Annotated in this window: 20 protein-coding genes; 8 read left to right on the forward strand and 12 right to left on the reverse strand. The window is 58.8% G+C overall.

Annotated features, from left to right (window positions below):
• Positions 1 to 24: 24 nt before the first annotated feature.
• Both ACQK2G_RS11165 and ACQK2G_RS11170 read right to left on the reverse strand, forming a co-directional pair.
• Positions 25 to 1,398, reverse strand: a complete 1,374-nt coding sequence (locus ACQK2G_RS11165) for a sulfotransferase domain-containing protein (RefSeq protein WP_425405106.1) — start codon at positions 1,396 to 1,398, stop codon at positions 25 to 27.
• Positions 1,399 to 1,483: 85 nt separating this feature from the next.
• Entirely contained in the window at positions 1,484 to 3,511 is a 2,028-nt protein-coding gene (locus ACQK2G_RS11170) for a motility associated factor glycosyltransferase family protein (RefSeq protein ID WP_425405107.1), read from the reverse strand.
• Between the two features lie 245 nt (positions 3,512 to 3,756).
• Here ACQK2G_RS11170 and ACQK2G_RS11175 point away from each other — a divergent pair, with 245 nt between their 5' ends.
• The 5 genes from ACQK2G_RS11175 to ACQK2G_RS11195 all read left to right on the forward strand — a co-directional run bounded on the left by ACQK2G_RS11175 (position 3,757) and on the right by ACQK2G_RS11195 (position 10,018).
• Positions 3,757 to 6,702: a B12-binding domain-containing radical SAM protein gene (locus ACQK2G_RS11175; protein WP_425405108.1), complete on the forward strand. Its 2,946-nt coding sequence runs from the start codon at positions 3,757 to 3,759 to the stop codon at positions 6,700 to 6,702.
• A 92-nt stretch (positions 6,703 to 6,794) separates the two neighbouring features.
• The gene (locus tag ACQK2G_RS11180) at positions 6,795 to 7,559 is read left to right on the forward strand and encodes an SDR family NAD(P)-dependent oxidoreductase (RefSeq protein WP_425405109.1); all 765 of its coding nucleotides are present in this window, start codon (positions 6,795 to 6,797) and stop codon (positions 7,557 to 7,559) included.
• 48 nt (positions 7,560 to 7,607) lie between these two features.
• Positions 7,608 to 8,045 (forward strand): hypothetical protein, encoded by a 438-nt coding sequence (locus ACQK2G_RS11185; RefSeq protein ID WP_425405110.1) that lies wholly within the window; start codon positions 7,608 to 7,610, stop codon positions 8,043 to 8,045.
• Positions 8,046 to 8,262: 217 nt separating this feature from the next.
• A complete protein-coding gene (locus ACQK2G_RS11190) occupies positions 8,263 to 9,348 on the forward strand; it encodes a GSCFA domain-containing protein (protein ID WP_425405111.1) in 1,086 nt (361 codons plus the stop codon).
• Positions 9,329 to 10,018: a hypothetical protein gene (locus tag ACQK2G_RS11195; protein WP_425405112.1), complete on the forward strand. Its 690-nt coding sequence runs from the start codon at positions 9,329 to 9,331 to the stop codon at positions 10,016 to 10,018. Before ACQK2G_RS11190 ends, ACQK2G_RS11195 begins: the two co-directional genes overlap by 20 nt.
• A 69-nt stretch (positions 10,019 to 10,087) precedes the next feature.
• Here the strand turns inward: ACQK2G_RS11195 and ACQK2G_RS11200 are convergent, their stop codons facing one another.
• Together ACQK2G_RS11200 and ACQK2G_RS11205 are read right to left on the reverse strand one after the other, a co-directional pair.
• A complete protein-coding gene (locus ACQK2G_RS11200) occupies positions 10,088 to 11,137 on the reverse strand; it encodes an alpha-ketoacid dehydrogenase subunit beta (RefSeq protein WP_425405113.1) in 1,050 nt (349 codons plus the stop codon).
• Positions 11,130 to 12,092 (reverse strand): thiamine pyrophosphate-dependent dehydrogenase E1 component subunit alpha, encoded by a 963-nt coding sequence (locus tag ACQK2G_RS11205; protein ID WP_425405114.1) that lies wholly within the window; start codon positions 12,090 to 12,092, stop codon positions 11,130 to 11,132. The genes ACQK2G_RS11200 and ACQK2G_RS11205 overlap by 8 nt, the downstream gene beginning before the upstream one ends.
• 232 nt (positions 12,093 to 12,324) lie before the next feature.
• On the opposite strand from ACQK2G_RS11205, the gene ACQK2G_RS11210 reads away from it, so the two are divergent.
• Together ACQK2G_RS11210 and nagZ are read left to right on the forward strand one after the other, a co-directional pair.
• Complete coding sequence (locus ACQK2G_RS11210; RefSeq protein WP_425405115.1) at positions 12,325 to 13,362, forward strand: kinase; 1,038 nt, start codon at positions 12,325 to 12,327, stop codon at positions 13,360 to 13,362.
• Positions 13,363 to 13,367: 5 nt separating this feature from the next.
• Entirely contained in the window at positions 13,368 to 14,399 is a 1,032-nt protein-coding gene (gene nagZ, locus ACQK2G_RS11215; protein WP_425405116.1) for a beta-N-acetylhexosaminidase, read from the forward strand.
• Here the strand turns inward: nagZ and ACQK2G_RS11220 are convergent.
• From ACQK2G_RS11220 to ACQK2G_RS11250, 7 genes are all read right to left on the reverse strand, one after another.
• On the reverse strand, positions 14,396 to 14,908 hold the full coding sequence (locus ACQK2G_RS11220; protein ID WP_425405117.1) for a MerR family transcriptional regulator: 513 nt from the start codon (positions 14,906 to 14,908) through the stop codon (positions 14,396 to 14,398). The genes nagZ and ACQK2G_RS11220 overlap by 4 nt on opposite strands.
• Before the next feature lie 70 nt (positions 14,909 to 14,978).
• The gene (locus tag ACQK2G_RS11225) at positions 14,979 to 15,281 is read right to left on the reverse strand and encodes an integration host factor subunit alpha (RefSeq protein WP_425405118.1); all 303 of its coding nucleotides are present in this window, start codon (positions 15,279 to 15,281) and stop codon (positions 14,979 to 14,981) included.
• Positions 15,282 to 15,467: 186 nt separating this feature from the next.
• Positions 15,468 to 16,445, reverse strand: a complete 978-nt coding sequence (locus ACQK2G_RS11230; protein WP_425405119.1) for a beta-ketoacyl-ACP synthase III — start codon at positions 16,443 to 16,445, stop codon at positions 15,468 to 15,470.
• Positions 16,442 to 17,491 carry a phosphate acyltransferase PlsX gene (plsX, locus tag ACQK2G_RS11235; RefSeq protein ID WP_425405120.1) on the reverse strand — a complete coding sequence of 350 codons (1,050 nt, stop codon included), beginning with the start codon at positions 17,489 to 17,491 and terminating at the stop codon, positions 16,442 to 16,444. The genes ACQK2G_RS11230 and plsX overlap by 4 nt, the downstream gene beginning before the upstream one ends.
• A gap of 132 nt (positions 17,492 to 17,623) precedes the next feature.
• Complete coding sequence (rpmF, locus tag ACQK2G_RS11240; RefSeq protein WP_425405121.1) at positions 17,624 to 17,806, reverse strand: 50S ribosomal protein L32; 183 nt, start codon at positions 17,804 to 17,806, stop codon at positions 17,624 to 17,626.
• A 135-nt stretch (positions 17,807 to 17,941) separates the two neighbouring features.
• Positions 17,942 to 18,529 carry a YceD family protein gene (locus tag ACQK2G_RS11245; RefSeq protein ID WP_425405122.1) on the reverse strand — a complete coding sequence of 196 codons (588 nt, stop codon included), beginning with the start codon at positions 18,527 to 18,529 and terminating at the stop codon, positions 17,942 to 17,944.
• Positions 18,526 to 19,107, reverse strand: coding sequence for a ubiquinol-cytochrome C chaperone family protein (locus ACQK2G_RS11250; RefSeq protein ID WP_425405123.1), 582 nt, complete (start codon positions 19,105 to 19,107; stop codon positions 18,526 to 18,528). Before ACQK2G_RS11250 ends, ACQK2G_RS11245 begins: the two co-directional genes overlap by 4 nt.
• A gap of 195 nt (positions 19,108 to 19,302) precedes the next feature.
• Between ACQK2G_RS11250 and ACQK2G_RS11255 the strand changes: the two genes are divergently transcribed.
• Entirely contained in the window at positions 19,303 to 19,812 is a 510-nt protein-coding gene (locus ACQK2G_RS11255; protein WP_425405124.1) for an outer membrane protein assembly factor BamE, read from the forward strand.
• A 133-nt stretch (positions 19,813 to 19,945) separates the two neighbouring features.
• Here ACQK2G_RS11255 and ACQK2G_RS11260 read toward each other — a convergent pair whose 3' ends face one another.
• On the reverse strand, positions 19,946 to 22,018 hold the full coding sequence (locus ACQK2G_RS11260; protein ID WP_425405125.1) for a sodium-translocating pyrophosphatase: 2,073 nt from the start codon (positions 22,016 to 22,018) through the stop codon (positions 19,946 to 19,948).
• Between the last annotated feature and the right edge of the window lie 193 nt (positions 22,019 to 22,211).

Here is a 22,211-nt window from a genome sequence, read left to right on the forward strand (position 1 = left end):
CATAACCGCGGCGGATCGGAAGCGTCAGATTCTGTGCCGATAGCTATCGATGATTTGCGCGGCTTTGTCGAAGGCCGCCGTCAGGCGCGCGTTGGTTTCGGGCGTGAAACCGTCTTCGAACTCCGCACGAACGGCCCGCAGGGAGGCTTTGGCGGCGTCACCCGAGCCATAGTCACCGGCCAGGACGGCTCTGAAAAGGGCGTTCAGTCCGGCCGCCAATTGCTCGACCCGATGCATGATGTCGATCTCCAGTTCGCGATCCCGGAAATCACTGCGCTCCAGGTGGACATGCGGCAATGGATCGTAGGAATGAAAAGCGAACCCGTCGCCGACAATGTTGCTCTTGTTGAAAGCAAAACCGAATAGGTCCCGGTCCGTAACGGTATCCAGGACCTCGCCCCGTTGCAGGGCCGCTGAGACCCGCCGCTGAAACGGTGAGTAATCGGCCTCGTCGAGATATTCGGTTTCATAGCCGTATTCCTTGGCGATGGACGGCAGGCCGGTCGCTGCGTACATCTCGACATGCTCGTTGGTCAGCCACTTCTTCCAGCCGCCGACTTTGCCTTCCCCGACCCGATAATTGTGCTTGTGAAAGCCGGTCAGGTTGCGGTGCCGCATATGTTCCCAGATCCGTATCGCGCCCTCCTCGCCCAGATCGACGTCGCAGACGGCGGCGATTTCAAGGATCGTCCGAACCGGATGCTCGATAATATCCTCCCAGCGCATCACATGGTCGAACTCAGACGCGGCCTCGGAAAACTCGCGCCACTGCTCGTCCTGAAAGGCCAGCAGCCCGCCGAAGAAGTCACGGTTCGTCAGTTTATACTCAGCAAGTTCCTGGCGCAGCGTGTCGTCGTATTCCCGGTCCTGCAGGAAGCGCTGCAGATACTCGCTGGTCAGTGCATTGAGAGAGAAGCAGGCGGAATTGACGATGCCGATGGGGTTTCGCACCGTCGCGAATTTCACGTATTCGGAATAAATCGGATGACGCGGCCAGCGTTTGAACTGGATATGGGAATGAATGATATTGTCTTCATCCGCCACCTCGACCGGATAACTCAAAGCCAGGGTGAAATCCCCCAACCCTGCGACGCCGACATATTTGCGGACACATAACGTATCATCGGTATCGCCAAGCCATTTCGGACCGCCTGTCAGCCGGTCGAAATTCCGGTTCATCAACAGACGGCCTCCAACGCCCCGCTCGTCACAGGCCGCCCCGATCGCTTCCGTCACGGAGGTGCCCGTCGCCCGAACGGTTTCATCCAGCACCAATTGCCGCAGGTCCCGCTTGTCCGGCCTCATCCGGACCAGTTGGTGCAGAACGTGGATGCACATCGTGAAACCGCCGCGGCCCGGTCCCACGACGACTGGTTTCAAGGGAAGTTCATTATCCAAGATCAATGTCCTGCTCTGTGTTAATGGCGGGCATTTTTTCTGGATAGTGCATGGGGCGGCCCGTCCGGTCTGTCATTTCCGCGCCCTATTCCTTGGGCCATCCCAGTCTGGCTTTGGCGCGGACGGTTGCGGGATCGGCCTCCAACCAGTCCAAACTGCGCTGCACTGTGGAATAGAGGTGCCATTCACGGAAGTCGTCGAAGACGCGATCAAGCACCTCGATTGTCGCGTCGACGACCCTGGCCGCGTCCCCCGCCGACATGCGCGATGCGGCATAGCGGGCAAAATGGAGCGGCTTCAGCAGCGTCCCGGTGTGCACATATCGACATGTGTCGGGAATATCCTTGGCGTTGGCTTCGAAGTCGCTGGTCATCAGCAACGGCTCGAACAGAACGATCAACGACTGGATATCCGCACGCCCGTCACCCGTCCTGTCGAATCCCCGACGAAGACGGGCCCTCGCCTCGTCCATCCAATGCTCCAGCGCGGCCTTGAACGCCAGGATCCGGTCCCTGTCGATATTCTGCTTCGGCTCGACGAACGGGATCGAAGCAAGGGCCTGATCGAGCACGCTGGCCGGCGACTGAGACGGAACCGGAATGGCCGCCAGCCGCTCTACGGGGCTCGGCGTAAAACCGGAAATCGCCGCCCCGTCGCTAAAATTGAAAAGCCGGGTATCAGGCATGGCGCGGGCAAACATTTCGAACACGGTCCGCATATGCAGCATATGCGGGTTCGTCAGGACGGTACCGCCGAAATTCGCTTCCACTTCCCGGTTATACGCTCCGGTAGCGGATCCGCGCGGGGGAATTTTTCGCCCGTTCTCGCCGACAAATTCATTATAGGCCTCAATATGACCGTAGACCGAGCCGTCGGCGTGATGGCTCTCCTGCGTCCGGCTGCCCAGATCCAGCCCCATCAAGTAGAGTTCCCGAAACCCGAGCGCATAAGCGACCCGAATGCCGGTATTCGTGCAGGCAGGTGCGATCAAGGGCAGCGGCGCGGCCGTCGGGCTGAGGATACGAGCCGCCGCTGTGCCCTCACGGAAGATGAAAATTTTTCGGTCGAAGTGGTCCGCAACCCCGGCCGCCACCGTGTTCGACGCGGCTAGGACAATTCCACTGAGGTCATGCAGGCTGGCCGTATAGGCCAGAATATCCCTGATGAACTCCACACTTTCGAGTTCACAATGGATATCGGGCCTTATCCCGTGCTCCAGGAGCGGCAGCAGCGCTGTTCCGCAACTGACGATGCAGACCTTATCCGCCACAGCCCGCAAGGTATCAAAGTGCTGGTTCAGCGAAAACCCGCTTCCGACGATAACGGCCGGCATATCGGTATGAAAAGCGATGTCGCGATCCAAAAGGTAGTGCTGATGCCCCGCCATGTTCCAGAAAGCGTAGCGGTACAGGGCGGCCTCATCCTCCAAATAGCCATTGTAGGATATCAGACTGTCTCGTCTTTGAATGAAGGCTTCGGAAACCGCTCCAACCGCTTGGTTGCTATAGCCCATCACCAGTCTGGCACCGTCAATCAGGGGAAAGCTGTCGGCCCGAACGATTTCAATGGCCGCCATGGCCAGCAGGATCGGATCCTCGCTCCAGATAAAGCGGATGGACCCGCCCCGCCGGTCGATTTCCGCAACGATCGATGTCCAGTCCGTCTCGATCAGGTCCTGGCAGAACGCACCGATATTAGGGTCCAGAACAAAAAGGTCGCGTGTTCGATACTCGCCCAGAAAGGCGGCGATATGCGCGCCTATGCCGAAACAAATCAGCGGGCCATGCTCGGGTACGATTTGCTCGTCGATCGCTGCGCCGTCGACCGCATGATCGAATATCTCACGCACCATCCGGTGGGAAAGATGGGTTCCGCCTTTGACGGGCCCCAGGTCATTGAACGTGATCGCAGCGGGATTGGCCCGGTAGTGCTGCAGGACGGCCTGTGCGAGTGCCTGGCGCGCGACACGGTCGGCCGGCATACCGTCCGGGGGCGGCAATTTCCCTGTCGTGGCGAGATCTCCCATCGCCGCAAGCAGTTCCGCGTCAACATGCCCCGCCAATGAGGACAGGTTCGCCTTCAGACGGTCGGCTCTTACTGCGTCCAGGGGCATATCAGGAATATCCCTCCGGCACCGGTGGCAACCGCTCCACGGCGGCGAAATCATTCAATGGCATATAGCCTGCACCGCATTCTTCCACCCGGCACGCGAATTGCGTAACGGAAATGGTCCCAGGACAGGCGCGTCGGTCGGTATTCACAGTATGGCTCCGGTTTGCAAATCGGATACTATGGGCGCGTTGAGATCGAGAATATCGGCTCGGAAGTCCATGTAAAAGAATGGTAGTGTTGAAAACGATGGCGAAAAACATCCTGAAACTCAGCGATGGCGGAAGAGAGTTCGAAGCCGAGGGAAAGAGGGTGTTCTTCTCGCCCTATCGTCTGTTCAACCTGATCGACCGTAACTCTGACGACTTCGCCCGGATCTGCGCCCATTTGGCCGACCATCTGGCCTCACAGGAGAATCTGGTCGTCTATACCCGAACGAAGTTCTTTCGCGGCCTGCAGCAGGGCTCGCGCGAACTCGCGTCACTGGATGCTACCTTCGTTACCGACAAAGATCTTGCGGCTCTGGCCAAGGCCACTTCAGGCAAAGGTTTGACCATCTTCATCGCGGAGATCGATGCACGTGACGCCTTCAGCATGCAATTCGGTATCACGAAAGCATTCGACACCCCGCCACCCTTCATGGACTTTACCTGCCTCGCCAAAATCTGCCCGCAGCATGTCCCCGATTTCAGTTGGGGCAATTCGTCATTAAGCATCTATCCGATTGACGTGCCGGAGATCACCGTCGAGTCCGGGCTGGACCTGCTGTTGCTTGATTGCCCCGCGAGAAATCTCTCGCTGATGCCCAACGGCCTAGCCTATGTGCACAACGCCTTGAAGAAGACGTCGATAGATTTCCAAACGCTCGATCTGGATATCATCACCTACCACAATTACCACATTCACAGAATTCACAATCTCTGCGATACGGTAACCCTCCCCTCCGGCCTCGAAATGCCTGAGGATCCGTGGCAGGCGATGCACTATGACATCTGGAGCATGTCCGAGGTCATCGACTATTTCGGGCCATTGATCACCGAGGTCGCGGACAAGATCGTCGCCGCACAGCCAAAGATTCTGGCGATGTCGATTCAGGCCTGTAATGAGAAGTTTTCCAGACGACTGATCAACATTGTCCGGGCGCGGGCCCCGGAAACGATCATCCTGTTGGGCGGTTACAGCTGCTACAATCCGGATATCGGGCTGAAGGCGTTCCCCGAGGCCGACTACATGTGTGTCGGCGAGGCGGATCTCTCTATCGGCCCATTGGTGGAGACATTGTTGACAGAAGGACGCGCGGCCAACATGCCGGGCGTCGTATCCAGGCACGACGATCCCAAACTGCCATTCATCCCTGCCCCGATGCAGCACAATCTCGATGAACTCGACTTTCCCAAATACGAGTGGATCGGCACCGACATCTATGTCAATTTCAACGGCTACCGGCTTACGCCAGTCATTGCGAGCAGAGGCTGCCGATGGGCGCGCTGCACCTTCTGCGCGGAACGCTTTTACTGGCGCATTCGATCACCAAAGAACTTTGTCGATGAACTGGAGTGGCTGGCGTCTAAGGGATGCCACCTGTTCATGTTCAACGAGAGCGACCTGAACGGCCACCCCGAGATGCTGCTCGAAATCTGCGACGAAATAATTCGCCGCGACTTGAAGGTCCTGCTGACCGGTCAGCTTCGTATTCACAAGAAATGCACCAGAGCCTATTTCGACAAGCTCAAAGCGGCCGGATTTTCGGCTCTGCGGTTTGGGATCGACGCTTTCTCCGCGAACGCATTGCGGCTTCAGAAGAAGGGTTACACGAAAGAGACGATCTCCAACGTCCTACGGGACTGTCATGAAGCCGGAATTGCATCTGAAATCAATTGGGTGATCGGCGTCCCGGGTGAGACCGAGGAAGACATCGACGAGGGGATCGACTTTATTCTTCAAAACAAGCAATACATCGGCCGGCTTGCGAACATCAATCCATTGATCCTCTCCAACGGCAGCGTCTATTGGCTGGAACCGGAAGAGCACAACATCAAATTCAGGGCCCCCAAGGAAGACCTGTACAAGCATTACTTCCGCGCGATACCGGCGCATCTCTGGTATTCCGAGGAACCTTACATTGACGGCGCTGTCCGCAAGAGGTGGTTCGAAAAGATTATTCTGCGGTTGCATGAAAACAACTTCACCATCGGCGACTGGGCACAGCGCGTGATTGACGACGTCGTGAAAAACAAGGATGGCAATCGAGTCGCAGTGAAAGACCTGCCTACGGAACAGGACAACGACGTTTTCCCCTCTCCCACCGTCATTGAGAACTATAAGGGGTTCAATATCGTTGAGCTTCCAGGCAAATTTTTTGCCGTGCCCGACAACGTAGAAGACCTGGAGTTCCTGGTATACGGAGACCTAAAGCCGGGGATGATTGCCGACCTGTCACAGCAGGCCGTCAAAGACACAATTGATGAAAGCCTGACCTGGGCGGACTCACGCAGCACCTTTCGGAAAACCGTCCACGAAGACGGCAAAGGAAAACCTGAACTAAGGGCGTCATGCATTCCTGACGATGCCGTCGTCTTCGAATACGACGGCTATATCTACGCAGTGTCCTTGGCGGATACCGATGCGCTGACCGATGTTGAAACTTTGCGATCCTGCGGCGTCGTTGAATACAAGGTGGCAAAATGGCTTGGCCGCCTTGTTGCTCGAACGGATAATCACAAAATTATCGCATCTGAGAATGCGTTCTACGCCGTTCCATTGTCGGTCCACCGTATGGAGGCGCATATGGTCGACGACCTTGAGAAGTATGGAATCCAAGCCTTCACGCATTTTAACGACGCAATTCAGTTTGCGAGGGAATCGGCGAAGCAATCGCCTGGCCCAACCATCCCCAAGGCGGCGTTCCCCGCCGAACAGATTGCAAAGAACGCGCAAGAGGCATTCGGACCCGCCTTCGGGAATTTCTTCGAAAGCCCGAAATTGCTCGAGGAAATCGACAGTTATCGGGTCATCGGATATGAAGGTTTTGTCTACGCACTTCCGAAACAATATGGCGACGTTGATCTGGCCCAGGTCGACGTCATGACTTGGCCTGGTGTATTGCGGGACGTCTCCCACGACGCCGTGACCGAGCAGATACTCGAAAAGCGTCAGACCGAAATGGTGTACGGGCAGGCTCAGGTCCGGCATTGAGAACGTCTCTCCCCGATGAAGTCCTCGCCTTAGGGAACATGCAGAGGCACCGTTTCGGCCTGTCCCTACGGAAATGGCAGCGTCTGTCCGGATTGTCGGCGATCGTCACCGGTGCCGGAACGGGTTACGGGCAGGTTATTGCCGTAGCCCTTGCCGGTGCGGGTGTACAAGTGACACTGATCGGCAGACGCCGTCACAAACTGGAAGACACCGCCCAGAAATGTAACGAACTCGCCGGTGCAGCTATCGAACCTCGGGTTTGCGCGGTCGACTTGTGCGATACCAACGCTGTGTTACCCGTGTTGGATCGGCTGGAAAGGGACGCGGAAAAACCGGCTCTGCTCGTGAACAGCGCCGCGTTGCCTTGCCGGCGGGAAGACCCGTCCGTGTTGCCCCTTTTTTCCTTCGGTATTGAAGAATGGGATAGGCTGATACGGACCAACGTGACCGCACCATGGTTTCTGAGCAAGGAATTCATTAAGCGGTTTCACCGCCGAAGCCCGATCCGTATTGTGAACTTGACGTCTGGAGCCGGCTGGGCGTCCAAGGGCTCTGTCGGCCCTTACAACGTCAGTAAATCCGCCTTGAACAATTTGACAATGTCTATGGCCGAAGAGGCGCGGCTGCAGTTCCCGGACGCCGACATCCAGATCAATGCCCTGAATCCGTGGGAAGCCCGGACGGAGATGAACAGAAGTAGCCCCCACCCGCCGGAAAAAGTACTCCCGATGACGCTGCTTCTTCTCGCGCAAGCGGCAGGTGGACCGTCCGGCTATTTCTTCTGCCGCGATGGCGAGCATCACAGATTCAACGACGCCAAAGCCTTTGAGAAGGACCTTGCCTTTGAATCGGAATAGACTATTCCACGCAAGGCATGAGCTTCGGAACAGAAGAACTATTCGATCATGGTCAATAGCCGCACGACAAGGATCCCAGTCTTCATCACGCATGCTTGGCGGTTCCACGATGATTGGAACCGTCTGGTCCGCATGATGGAGCAGGTTCCCAACAGCCCTTGGGTCAATTACAGCGTGCCTTGGTACGATCCCGCAATCCGTGTTCATTCGGAAGCCGGCAAGGAGAAGCTGGCGTCGATGCTTCTCGCGCAGATCCTACCGGCGAAATTCGTGATTTTCCTGTGCGGGCCCTATTCCGCGAAAAGTGCTCACGTATGGTTCGACATGGCGCTCGACATTGCCGAGGAGCGGAAGAAGGAAGTACTGCTTCTGCCTGGCTTCATGAACCAGGACTATCTCGCGCCGGAACGGATAGCGGACGCCCGTCGCATTTCCTGGGATATCGAGAAAACGCACGCGGAAATTACGGAAAAACATGCGCTTTAGTCGACGCGGCTCCCCAATTGAGGGACAAAGCATTGATCGATGCTTGGCGCTGATTTTCGCTCATGTTAAAATTAAGAATTAATACGAATATGTAGTAGTATTCTCGATTTGTCCAAATGCGTCTCAAGGGCATCAACCGCTCATGACCATTGGCTATACTTGCAAGTCGTCTGCAATGACAAGAACCGGCGGACGATAACTGAACCAAGGTACTTAGATGCCAAGCACTAACCCGTACAAACAATTGCCGGAAAAAGCTTTCTGGCGGCCCGCTGTATCGGAAAAGGGTTTGTTCGATATACAGTCTATTTGGACGCCGAAGTTCGCTATTTCTTACACTGACTCCATCGCCACATTCGGATCGTGCTTCGCCCAACACATCGGGAGAGAACTTCGCCAACGGCAGTTTAATTGGCTCGATGCTGAGCCGGAACCGCCATTTCTCAAGTCGGAATCAAAAAGCCAATTCGGATACGGCGTCTTTTCTGCACGAACAGGCAATATCTATACGGCTGCCGGCCTTCGGCAATGGTTGTACTGGGCGTTTGAGCGTATGCAGCAACCAACCGAGTCTTGGACTGATGACGGCCGGATTATCGACCCGTTTAGACCAACCATCGAGCCTGACGGATTTGCTTCACTCTCGGAAATGAAGTTGTCGCGTCAGGCAACACTTTCAGCATTGCGCCGAGTGGTAGCTGAAACATCGGTTTTTGTTTTTACGCTCGGCTTGACCGAATGTTGGACAAACGCAGCGAGTGGCGCCGTATATACGACATGTCCGGGCGTCGCGGGCGGAACGTTTGACCGTTCTAGTCACCTATTCAAAAACATGAAGTATCCTGACGTTCATGCTGCAATGACCGACTGCTTCTCACTCATGAAAGAGGTTAACCCTGACATCCGAGTTTTACTTACGGTATCTCCGGTACCTCTAACGGCAACGGCAGCAGAAAATCAGCATGTGCTAAACGCGACGTCTTATTCAAAATCAACATTGCGGGCAGTGGCAGGCGACCTCGCCGACGAATTCGATTTCTGCGACTACTTCCCTTCGTACGAACTGATCACTTCCTTCCCGTTCCGTGCAGCATGGTTCAACCCGAACCTTAGGACCGTCTCCCGACATGGCGTCGATCACGTCATGCGGACATTCTTCTCCGGACTGAACCTGTGCGGGAAACAAGGGCAGGAATCAAACACGGAAAAAGGCGATGTTCGAATAGCAGACACGACGGTGCCGCTGGATGAACAAGATCAAATTTGCGAGGACGCATTGCTTGATGCCCAGACAAATTTCTGAGTTCTTCTTGTTTGGCGACTCGCACGCAACGGCGATTGCTGAAGCGGCTAAGGCTAGCAACCTTCCATTCAAAGGCGGCATGTTGATGTCCGGCCGCTATATGGAAAGCCAGTTCTACACTTTGTCCGACGGCCGCCTCATTTTTCCAGAAGAACAATTTGGGAGTTTTTTAAACTCCGGTCATTCGGACGTTCTGGCTTACGATGGCCCGATCCTGTCAACGATCGGCAGCAACTCCTGGAGATTTGCAAAACACTTCGTGGAGTGGGAGCAATCCGCCCGAACGAGCGCCTTCGCGAGCGAAGCACTGTTCAATCGCTGCGTACTTGATCACTGGACTGGATCATTGAGCATGTACAGCGACTTCGAGAAATACGGACACAGTGTCTACATCATACTGTCCCCAATACGTTATTCACCAAAATCGCGCTTTCACGCTGTGTCTCGGAAATATCACGCTCTCGTTGAGGAACAAATGAGAGCATTGGGTCACAAGGTTCTCAATATCGACAACGAACTCTATGACAAGAACGGCGCTATACACTCATGCTTCGAAAATCAAAACAACAACGACCAAGCACATGGGAACGTGCGGTGGGGTAATATGGTTCTTGGCGCTTTCCTTAAAGCGTTAAATGATGATTCAGGAGCTGTGCGTGAAATCGCTTGAGCGGCTTGGAAAAAATCTCCACCGCCCCCCTGCCGCCGACAACACAGCACAGACTAGATTCAGCATTTTTCAGAACGGCCCTTTGAAGACCGGGTCCTGCTGCATTCTTTCGGCCAGGGCTGTGAATGGCGGCGCAAGCGCACCGGGCGCGACGAGGCGCATGGCCGTCTCGCAGACCGTCACCGCGTCCGGATAAAATTCCTTTTCCAGCGACGGCGTGGTGGGGCACGGCGTCGGCGCGAAGCCTATCCGCGCCACCTTGACGCCGGGCACCCGTTCCGCGACCGCCGCGACGATTTCCGCCGAGGCCCCGCACGCGGTCCAGGCCGTATCCGCGACGATCAGGCGGCCGGTCTTTTCCGCCGAGCGTACGATCAGATCGACATCCAAGGGCGCCAGCCAGATCGGGTCGATCACCTCGGCCGATATGCCTGCCTGTTGCAACAGGGCACCTGCCTTCAGGGCATCATGCAGCATGTTGGAAATGCCGACGATGGTGACATCCTTCCCTTCCCGACATATCCGGCCCTTGCCCAGGACCGACGGCGCGGCCTCGACATCCACCGGGCCCTGGCGATTGTAGAGCAACCGATGTTCGACGAAGATTACCGGATTGTTCTCGGCAACGGCGGTCAGCATGCAGGCCATGGCATCATGCGGCGTCGCCGGCGCGACGACGCGCAGGCCGGGGACATGCATGAACAGGCTGTGCAGGCCTTGGCTGTGCTGCGCGCCCTGCCCCCAGGATTTGCCGATGATCCCGCGCGCCACCATCGGCACCGCCACCTGGCCGCCGAACATGTAATGCGCCTTGGCCGCGATGTTCACCAACTGGTTCATACAGAGCAGCAGGAAATCCATCCGGATATGGGTGTGGATCGGACGCATCCCCGCCATGGCCGCGCCGATGGCGACACCGGTCATGGCATCTTCCGACAGCGGCGTGCCGAAACAGCGTTGCGCGCCGAATTCCTCCGCAAGCCCCAAAGTCGTTCCCTGGATGCCTAGATGATCGTCCACATCCAGGCCGAACAGGAAGACGTCATCGTCCTGCCGCATCGCCCGCGCGATGCCGAGGCGAACGGCTTCCTTATAGGCAATCGTTTTTTCTTCAGGCATAGGCGCCAACTTTCAATTCACCCGGCGCCGGGAAAGGACTGGCTTCGGCGAAAGCAACCGCGTCGGCGACAATTTTCTCTACCTCGGCATCTATCTCAGCCCGTATTTCTGCGGGCAAAGCGCCGCCAAGGCGCTCCACTTCGTCCCGCGCCCGCCAATCCGCGGCGACGGCATCGTCCCGGTAGCCCTGATCATGATCGTCGGTTGGGCCAACATGCTGAAGCCAGCGATAGGTCGGGCATTCCACGAAGTAAGGCCCTTCTGCTTGGCCCGATCTGATCGCGCCGATCCGCTCATCCGCCCAGGTGCGCAGCACCAGTGTATCCATGTCCTCGAACCGGTGCGCCGGCACGCCATAGCCTTCGACACGCCGGCACAGGTCCGGCTGGGCCCAACGATTAGCGAGCGGTGAATGAATCGCCAACCCGTTATTCTCGCAGACGAACAGGATCGGCAGTCGATGCAGGGCCGCGAAATTCAGGCTTTCCGGGAAAACGCCCTCTTCCGTTGCGCCATCCCCCAGGAAACAGACGACGACACGGTCCTCGCGGCGCATCTTGATCGCCATCGCATAACCGACCGCGACCGGGATAGATGTTCCGACCACGGCGGAGGCACCAAGGATGCCGTTTTCCATGTCGACCAGATGCATCGAGCCCGCGATGCCATGGGCAACCCCGTCGCGCTTGCCATAGAGTTCCGCCATCATGCCCTTTGGCGAGCCGCCCTTGGCGAGGAAGGCCGCATGGCCGCGATAGGTCATCGAGACCACGTCCTGCCGCCGCAAGGGATCGCAGAAGGCGACGGAAATCGCCTCCTGCCCGATCGAGAGATGCACCGGGCTCTTGATCTTGTCGCTGGGATAGATTTCGGCCACCACCTCCTCCATCCGGCGGATCAGCCGAATCTTCCGATAAAGGCGGGCCGCAAGGCCGTGGTCGTGTTCTTGCATCATGGGTTTTCGTCTACAGGGATTCAGTCGATGGTGACCAGCGGATAGGCCGTGTGCCGCCATCAACACCCGCCCGGTCAGCAAATGCCACTCGGCCAGCAATCCTTTGCCATTCAACAGTGAGGCCGGATATAGTGAGATGCATTGTTAAGCGACGGGCAGAAGCCCGATCCGATGGACCAGCCGGGCAACCGGTCGGAAGATCGAAACTACATCTCAGAAGAGATCGCCGCGTATGATTATCGCCAGAACCCCCTATCGCGTCTCCTTCTTCGGTGGCGGGACCGATTATCCCGCTTGGTACAGGGAGCATGGTGGCGCCGTCATCGGCACCGCGATAGACAAATACTGCCACGTCACGATCCGGCATTTGCCACCCTTCTTCGAGCACAAGCACCGCATCGTCTATTCCAAGGTGGAGACCGTCGCTTCGATCGACGAGATCGAGCATCCCAGCGTTCGGGCCGTGCTGAAATATCTGGGAATCCATAAAGGCGTGGAAATCCACCATGACGGCGACCTACCCGCGCGGACGGGTGTCGGGTCCAGTTCGTCCTTTACCTGCGGCATGTACAACGCCGCGTCCGCTTTGCTGGGCCGCATGCACAAACCGGCCAGGCTGGCCGACGAGGTCACCCATATCGAACAGAATCTGATCGGCGAAAATGTCGGCGATCAGGACCAGATCTGGGCGGCCCATGGCGGGACGAACTACATCGAATTCAGGCCGGACGGATCCCATAAGGTAACGCCGTTGGTGATATCCGCCGACCGCAGGCGCGAGCTGGAGAGCCATCTGATCATGGTCTTTACCGGCTTTTCCCGGTTCGCCGACCAATACGCAAAAAACCAGATCGAGAACATTCCGAAGCGTCAGGCGCAATTGCACAACCTGCGCGAAATGGCCGAGGAAGCCTTCAACATCCTGATCGCTCCGGACCGGGAAATCGCCGAATTCGGCCGGTTGATGGCAGAATCCTGGCGCAACAAGCGTGAGATCCACGAGACGGTCTCGACCGATCGCGTCGACGAGATTTACGAAGCCGGAATCGCCGCAGGGGCGTATGGCGGTAAGTTGTTGGGTGCCGGCGGCGGCGGTTTCATGCTTTTCGTCGCGCCGCCGGAGCGCAAACAGGCCGTCTTGGACGCCCTGTCAGATCTTGTCCCCGTCGACTTCAAGATCGGCGCACCGGGCAGCACGATCGTCCTCTACGAACCGAACGGCTGGGACGCCGCGATGGACAATCACCCGACGGTTGGGCGGAGTAAATAACAGCCATGAAAGTGACAAATGCAATCTTCGGCCTGGAAGGCCTGATGCCGACTGCGCGTGAAATCGACTTTTTCCGTTCGGTGGACCCGTTCGGGTTCATTCTGTTCGCCCGCAACATCAAGGATGCCGATCAGGTTCGCGCCCTCACCGCCGCTTTGCGCGAAATCAGCGGCAGGGATGAATTGCCGATTCTGATCGATCAGGAGGGCGGCCGGGTCCAGCGCCTGCGCGCGCCCCGTTTCCAGGAAGCGGTGCCTGCGGGACGGATCGCCGACCTGGCCGAACGGGACGAGGCGGCCGGCATCCGCGCCGCCCGGCTGCACGCCCTTAGCATCGGCCTGCAGTTGCGTGGCCTCGGCATCACCGTCGATTGCGCCCCCTGTCTGGATTTGCGGTTCGAGGGGGCCAGCGCCGTGATCGGCGACCGGTCCTACGGGAAGGATCCCGACCTTGTAGGGAAACTGGGCCTCGCCGCCGTGGAGGGATTCCGGGAAGCGGGCGTCATGCCGGTGATCAAACACCTTCCGGGCCACGGACGGGCATTGGTCGACAGCCATCACGGATTGCCGATCATCGATACCGATCTGACTATTCTGGAAAAAACGGACTTCAAACCATTCGTCACCTGTCGCGCGGGAACGTGGGGCATGACCGCACATCTGGTGCTGACGGCGGTCGATCCCGACCGTCCGATCACGCAATCCGCCACCGGCATCCAAGACATCATTCGAGACAGGATCGGATTCGAAGGCCCGCTGATGACCGACGATCTTTCGATGAACGCGCTGACCGGTGAAATGGTCTGCCGCGCGGACAAGGCCATCGCGGCGGGATGCGATCTGCTGCTGCATTGCAATGGCAAGATCGACGAAATGGAGGCCGTGGCGGAAGCGTCGGTGCCACTTGCCGGCGCAGCGCTGAAAAGGATCAGCGAGACCCCCATTCCCCGGCCCGCCTCCCGTCTCAGCATCGCCGAGGTTCAGGCGGAGCTCACCGAACTGCTCGGCCCTTCCATCCGCGCGGAAGGCAGCGTCTAGAGCGCGTCGCGGATTTCCTTAAGTTCCGCCAGGATTTCCTTCAGGGCCGCCTTGGTCGCGGCCGGCATGCCCGCCGGCGCCATCGGGAACAACGAGCCCTGCGGCCCGGTATCCACAGGTGCACTGACCTCGGCTGCGGCTTCCGTCACGACGGGTTCCGCTGTCGGCGCGGGTTCTGGCGCGGTCGCGGAAACATCCTCCGCCTCGGCCAGAAGGCCCTTCGGCCCCTTTTCCCGCAACAGCTTTTGCACCCCACGGATCGTATAACCCTCGGAATAGAGAAGATCGCGAATACGCGAGAGAAGCTGGACGTCTTCGGGCCGGTAGTAGCGGCGCCCGCCGGCACGCTTCATCGGCTTTACCTGGGCGAATTTCGTTTCCCAGAACCGCAGCACATGCTGGGGGATGTTGAGATCGGAGGAAACTTCGCTGATGGTCCGAAAGGCCGCATCAGACTTGCCGCCCCTGGACTCGTTTCGGCCGCCCGTGACTGCGCTCTTCTCTGCCATGGTCAAAAACCGTCCTACCGCGCCGGTATGTTTCCATCCGGCCGCCCGTCCATTCGGTTAAACCGAATGTCTAGTCTTTCAGATTCGCGTTGATTCTGTTCTTGAGAACGTGACTCGGTCTGAAAACCAAGACTTTGCGGGGCAGAATCGGCACTTCCTCACCCGTTTTCGGGTTTCGGCCGATACGTTCGCCCTTCTGACGCACCGAAAAGCTGCCGAAGGACGAGATCTTCACGGATTCCCCGCGAGTAAGCGCATCCGACATTTCACTCAAGACCGCCTCGACCAGATCCGCCGATTCATTCCGGGATAGGCCAACTTCCTGGTATACCGCTTCGGACAATTCCGCGCGGGTAACCGTCTTCTCAACCATATTCTCCCCCGCCGCCTTTGCAGGACTGTGAAAGAGCCGGGAAGGTCGGGTTCACCCCCCTAAACCGCCTCGGCGTCGTTGCGCAAAACTTTGGCTATTTCATGAGGTTAACGTCGGGCCTTACCGAGGTCAACGAGAAGCTCCGGGTGGAAAACCGATTACCGGAACGGATTGGACCGGGCGGTCCTACCAACGCAGAATTGCCGACCCCCAGGAGAATCCGCCGCCCATTGCGGTCAGGGCCAGCAAATCGCCCGGCTTGAACAGCTGGCGCTCGAAACCATGGGTCAGTGCCAGCGGAATGGTGGCCGCTGAGGTATTGGCGTGGTTCTGGACCGTGACGATCACCTTGTCCTCGTCGACGCCGAGCGTTTCCCCGACCTTGGCGATGATCCGGCTGTTGGCCTGATGGGGAATAAGCCAGTTGATGTCCTTCAAGGTCAGGCCATTCGCCTCAAGTCCCGTCCGAACAGAGGAGGCCATGCTATTGACCGCAAAACGAAAAACTTCCTGCCCCTGCATCCGGACATGACCGGAGGAACCGTTCGTCGCCGGCCCGCCGTCGACATAGAGTTGGTCGTAACGGGTACCGTCAGTATAGAGATGCGTGGAGAGGATCCCGCGATCGGTGCTGCTGCCCGCACCATCGACCGCGCGCAGAACGGCCGCGCCGGCACCGTCTCCAAACAGGACGCAGGTCCCGCGATCGTTCCAGTCCAGGATGCGGGAATAGATTTCCGCACCGATCACCAATGCGGTGGTCGCCTGCCCCAAGCGGATCATGTTGTCCGCCATGGCGAGGCCGAAGACGAAACCGCTGCAGACCGCCTGCACATCGAAAGCCGGTCCCTTGGTTACGCCGAGCTGGCTTTGGATGCGTGCCGCCGTCGCGGGAAAGGTATTGTCCGGGGTCGTGGTCGCCAGAACGATCAAGTCGACATCCTGCGGCTTGACCTGGGCCGCCGACAGCGCCCGCAGGGCCGCTTCCCGCCCTAAATCCGAGGTCAGTTCGCCCTCGGCCGCGATATGGCGCTGCTTGATCCCCGTCCGCTTGACGATCCATTCGTCCGAGGTATCGACCTTCTTCGCCAGATCATCATTTGTAAGTACTTGTTCCGGAAGGTAACTGCCGACGCCGATGACCTGGGACCGAAGAATACTCATTGTGCTGCAGCCTCCCGCACGGCCTGAGAATCGGCCTGCAAGCTCTCAAAATCCGCCTTCATTGCATCGATGAACCCGTGAACCGCCATATCGGCAGCCACGCCGATGGCGTTCGCAAACCCGATACCGTCGGTACCGCCGTGGCTTTTCACCACGATGCCGTTCAACCCCAGGAAGACCGCACCATTGTAGCGCCGCGGATCCAACCGCAGCCGCAGCTTGTCGATCGAACGGCTGGCGAACAGATAACCGATCTTGGCAAGCAGGCTGCTCTGGAAAGTCTCGCGAATGAAAGTGCTGATCAGTTTGGACGTACCTTCCACGGTCTTCAGCGCGACATTGCCCGTGAAACCGTCGGTCACGATAACATCGACGGTCCCTTTGGAGATATCGTCACCTTCGACGAAGCCTTTGAATTCGATCGGCAAATTGCTGTTTCGAATCGTATTCGCCGCGGTTTTGACCTCTTCCTTGCCCTTCAGATCCTCTACCCCGATGTTGAGGAGACCGATCGTCGGCTTGGCCAAACCCAGCACGGTGCGCGCGAAAACCTCGCCCATCACCGCGAACTGCACCAGATTCTCGGCGCCGCATTCCACATTGGCGCCAAGATCGAGCATGCAGCTTTCACCGCGCATCGTCGGCAGGACCGAGCAGATCGCGGGCCGGTCTATTCCGGGCAAGGTGCGCAGGCCGAACATCGCCATCGCCATCAAGGCGCCGGTATTGCCGGCGGACACGGCACAGGAGGCCTCACCGGCCTTCACCGCGTCGATCGCCAGCCGCATACTGGACTGCTTGCCGTTCCGTAACGCCGCCGACGGCTTGTCGTCATTGGAGATCGCCTTGTCCGTGTGCCGGATCTCGACACAGCCGGACAGCAACGGCTGCGCCTCCACCAAGGGGCGGAGACGCGCTTCGTCGCCATAGAGCAGGAAATAGGCGTTCGGCAGACGTTCCCGCGCAATGGCGGCGCCCGTAACAACAATATCGGGGGCGTGATCGCCCCCCATACCGTCCAGCGAAATTGTCAGCCGATCCGCCAAAGCGATGTCCCGCCGCTTGCCTTGTTCTTTTGCCTTAAAGGGCCCTTATCGTCCCTTGAAGGAGGCGGTCCGGGCCCGTGCGAGCTATTGAGCGCCCCTGTCCAACCGACCGGACGCCATCAGAACAGGCAATCAGAGTCCGGCCGCTTCCACAACCTCGCGGTTGTCGTAATGACCGCAGGATGCGCAAACATGATGCGGACGCTTCAGCTCACCGCAGTTCGGGCATTCGGCATGAGCCGCGCTTTTCAGGGAGTCATGAGCCCGGCGCATATCGCGACGCGAACGGCTCACCTTTCTTTTGGGTACAGCCATTTTCTTCAACTTTCGACAAATGAGAAACGAGCGGCTTCATAAAGGATTTGATCAGCGACGACAAGCCGCAGCATGCAATAGTTCAGCATGCGCGGACACCCGTACGGCGATCCACCCTCAAACCGTGGCGGTGACTTAATCCTTACGCTTCAGTTTTGCAAGCTCCGCGAACGGCCCGCTGGGCGCATTCAAGGTAATGACCTCCGCCTTCTGCTTCCCGCCATCGTCTTTCAGAAGGTCCTCGACGGCCACGCCTTCCGCCCGCGGATACGGATTCAGCGACAGCGAAAGGTGTTGGACGACCAGTTCCCCTATGTCGATGCCCTGGGGTTCGAAGGGCTCCACAGGATCTTCATCTTCCAGGGTCAGTTCCAGGTTCACCGCTTCCTCGACGGGACCGAATTCGGCGTCGAATTCCTCGTTGACCTCTTCTTCCACCGGGTCCAGCGAAACAACACAGGCCTGCACCACGCGGGCTTCCAGCATGCCGGTGACCTTGACCCCGCGCCCGCCGCCCTTGGCAGGACGCAGATGCACCTTGGCGGTGAAGGCCGGCAGTCCCAACAGGCCGAGCCGCTTGGCGATCGCGCCGCGCTCGTCCTCCGTCGGGGCCAGACGCACATGACGCCCCTCGCCCGGCAGAGAATCCGGATCGACCCAAATCGAGAATTCTCTCTCCGCCACGGAAACGGCGGTGCCCGTCTGATCGTCGTGTTCAGTCATGCTTCATTTCCTGTTCCGGACCGGGGCTCCGGGAAGGATACCGTGCCGCCTAGAATGGCGGCGGGATCCTGCGCGGCAAGCGCGGTCCTGGCTTCCAATACATAACGCGTCAGGCCTTCCAGAGCCGCGGCAAATCCCGGCCCCTCGGCCTCATTGCCCCGGTAGACGTTTCGCGTCAGGGCGTCGGCGATATCCTCCACCGGCGTCGCTCCGCCCAGGGCCTTCTCATACGTTTCGAAACGCCCGTAGAGGGCATCGATCATGCGGTGAATCTTTTTCGGCACGCTCAGGTCCCCGACACCGATTTCCCGCAGCGAATTGTCCATATCCGCGAAATGCTCCTCCAACAGCGCCCGCAGGACCGGACTTTGCCGCTCTTCACGCGGGAATCGGTTCAGGATCAGGAAGAGATGCAGCACGATCATATCGAAGCGACCATCCACCGTGTCGGCGACCTTCAGACCGGTATAGAAAACCGGTTTTCTGGCTTGCTCCACCACCGTGCCATACAGCGCGACCGCCCGGGGATCGTGACTGTCCAGGTCCAGAAAGCGTCGAAAGGCGCGCAACAGGGGCATGACATTCTCTATAGATCAATGAAACGAGCGCTGCGACACGGCGTTCCCGAATTGACACGATCAGGGGCCGGTGCGAGTTTGCCCACCAAATCGGCCCTAATCGCGGCGGGGTCAAGGTCCCGCCCCTGAAAACGTTCAGGGGCCGCCTTGGACGCCGCGCCGGGTGATCCCATATGCAAGGGGTCGAAGCAGTAAATGAAACGTAGCGAAACAGCGCCAACCATTCAGCTCATGATGAAACAAACCGCCCTTCTTCCCAATATCGGTAGAACAGCCCGCCTCTTGACTGGCGTCGCCGTGATCGCGGTCGCGGTCACCGCCTGCACGCCGAAGACGGCGCTGCGCGGCAACCTTCCGCGCGACTACCAGATCGAACAGTTGGAAGTGGGCAAACAGCGGAAATCGCAGGTCGAATCGATCCTGGGCAGCCCATCGGTGATCGGTACGTTCGACGACAACATCTGGTATTACATGAGCCGGCGGACGGAACGCTGGGCCTTCCTGGAGGAAGAAGTCGTCGAGCAGAAGGTCCTCGCGTTGTATTTCAACGACAACGGCTTCCTCGAACATGTCGAGACCTACACACAGGACGACGCCCGCGACATCGCGACCAGCGACCGGACGACCCCGACGGCCGGCAAGGAGCTGGGCTTCTTCGAGCAGATTTTCGGCAATCTCGGCAAGGTCGGCGGATCGGGATACTAGGACCCTTCCGCAATAGCACGCTCCAAATAACGCCACACCAGGAAACAAGAACCCCCGAGGCATCGCCCCGGGGGTCAGTTTTTTTTCCACCCAGCGAACCGGGTTGAATGGTTAAGTCGGCGTTCGGCGCCTTTTAGTGCGCCAAGGCCGCCAGAAGCAGGATCGCCACGATGTTGGTGATCTTGATCATCGGGTTCACGGCCGGGCCCGCCGTATCCTTGTACGGATCGCCGACGGTGTCGCCGGTAACCGCAGCCTTATGGGCTTCGGACCCCTTGCCGCCGTGGTTGCCGTCTTCGATGTACTTCTTGGCGTTATCCCAGGCACCGCCGCCGGCCGTCATCGACAGCGCGACGAAAAGGCCCGTGACGATCACGCCGAGAAGCAGGGCGCCGAGCGCCGCGAAGGCGGCCGCCTGCCCGGCAATCGCGTTGATCACGAAATAGATCACGATCGGCGAGAAGATCGGCAGCAGCGACGGAATGACCATTTCCTTGATGGCGGTCTTGGTCAGCATGTCGACACAGCGGCCATATTCCGGCTTGGTCGTGCCCTCCATGATGCCCGGCAGTTCCTTGAACTGACGGCGCACTTCAACGACGACCGCACCGCCGGCGCGGCCGACAGCGGTCATGCTCATCGCACCGAACAGGTAGGGCAGCAGGCCGCCGAGCAGCAGACCGACCACGACATACGGGTTGGACAGCGAGAAGTTCACGTTCACATCGCTGAAATAGGCATCCAGGTCCGAGGTATAAGCCGCGAACAGCACCAGCGCACCGAGACCGGCGGAACCGATGGCATAGCCCTTGGTCACCGCTTTCGTGGTGTTGCCAACGGCGTCCAAGGCATCCGTGGTGTTGCGGACATTGTCTTCCAACTCGGCCATTTCCGCGATACCGCCCGCGTTATCGGTCACCGGACCGTAAGCGTCGAGCGCCACGACCATACCGGCCAGCGCCAGCATCGTCGTCACCGCGATGGCGATGCCGAACAGACCCGCGAACAGGTAGGTCACGATGATCGCGGCACAGATCAGGATGGCCGGGACCGCGGTCGCTTCCATGGAAACGGCGAGGCCCTGGATGACGTTGGTGCCGTGACCGGTTTCGGACGCCTTGGCGACGGAACGGACCGGACGGAATTCAGTCGAGGTGTAGTATTCCGTGACCCATACGATCAGGCCCGTCAGCACCAGACCGGTGATGCCGCACCAGAACAGGTCCATGCCGGTGAAGGTCGTCGCGCCGATCGTCAGTTCCGTGGCCGTTCCGATGGTCATTTCCGTGATCGGATACAGCGCGATCGCCGAGATGACCGCCGAGGCGAAGAAGCCTTTGTACAGCGCGCCCATGATGTTGTTGCTGCTGCCCAACCGTACGAAGAAGGTCGCGATGATGGACGCAACGAGGCAAACGCCGCCGATCGCCATCGGGTAGATCAACATCTGTTCCAGGTTCGGGTTGTTGCCGAGATACAGCAGGGCCAGGACCATGGTGGCGCCGATGGTGACGACATAGGTCTCGAACAGGTCGGCGGCCATGCCCGCGCAATCGCCGACATTGTCGCCGACGTTATCGGCGATCACCGCCGGGTTGCGGGGATCGTCTTCCGGGATACCGGCTTCCACCTTACCGACGAGGTCGGCGCCGACATCGGCGCCCTTGGTGAAGATACCGCCGCCGAGACGGGCAAAGATCGAGATCAGCGACGCGCCGAAGGCTAGGCCGATCAGCGGGTTGATCATGTCACGGCCGGTTGCGCCCGTATTGCTGAGGATGGCGTAGTAGACAGCGATGGACAGCAGGGCCAAACCCGCGACCAGCATCCCCGTCACCGCACCGGAGCGGAAAGACATGCTGAGCCCGGCAGCAAGGCTGGTACGCGCCGCCTCCGTCGTCCGAACGTTCGCGCGGACCGAGACGATCATGCCGATATAACCCGCGGCACCGGACATCACCGCGCCGATCAGGAAACCGACCGCCGTGGTCATGCCCAACGTCAGAAACAGCACCACCGCCACGATGATTCCGGCGATACCGATCGTCGTGTACTGCCGGTTCAGATAGGCGGACGCGCCTTCCTGGATCGCGCCCGCGATTTCCTGCATGCGCTCGTTACCGGCGCTCGAGGCGATAATGGCACGCGAGGTGAACAGCCCGTACAGGACCGCCAGCACACCGCAGCCGATAATAAGGTAAATCATTTTCCTCTGACCCTTCCCAAACTTGAAGTTTATCCCGATAGGGGATACCCGCCTGGCGGTCTTGTCGCCGCCTGAACGCCCCCAATCGCGGGGTTTTGCCCTTCGCCGTCTGCCTTCCGGCAACAGGGACACAGTATACGTCGCCCCGACCTAAGCCGGGGCGCGAACCGCAAAAAAGCTACGGGAAGGTGTA

It is taken from the genome of Hwanghaeella sp., from assembly GCF_965227365.1.
GTDB lineage: Bacteria > Pseudomonadota > Alphaproteobacteria > UBA8366 > Aestuariispiraceae > Hwanghaeella.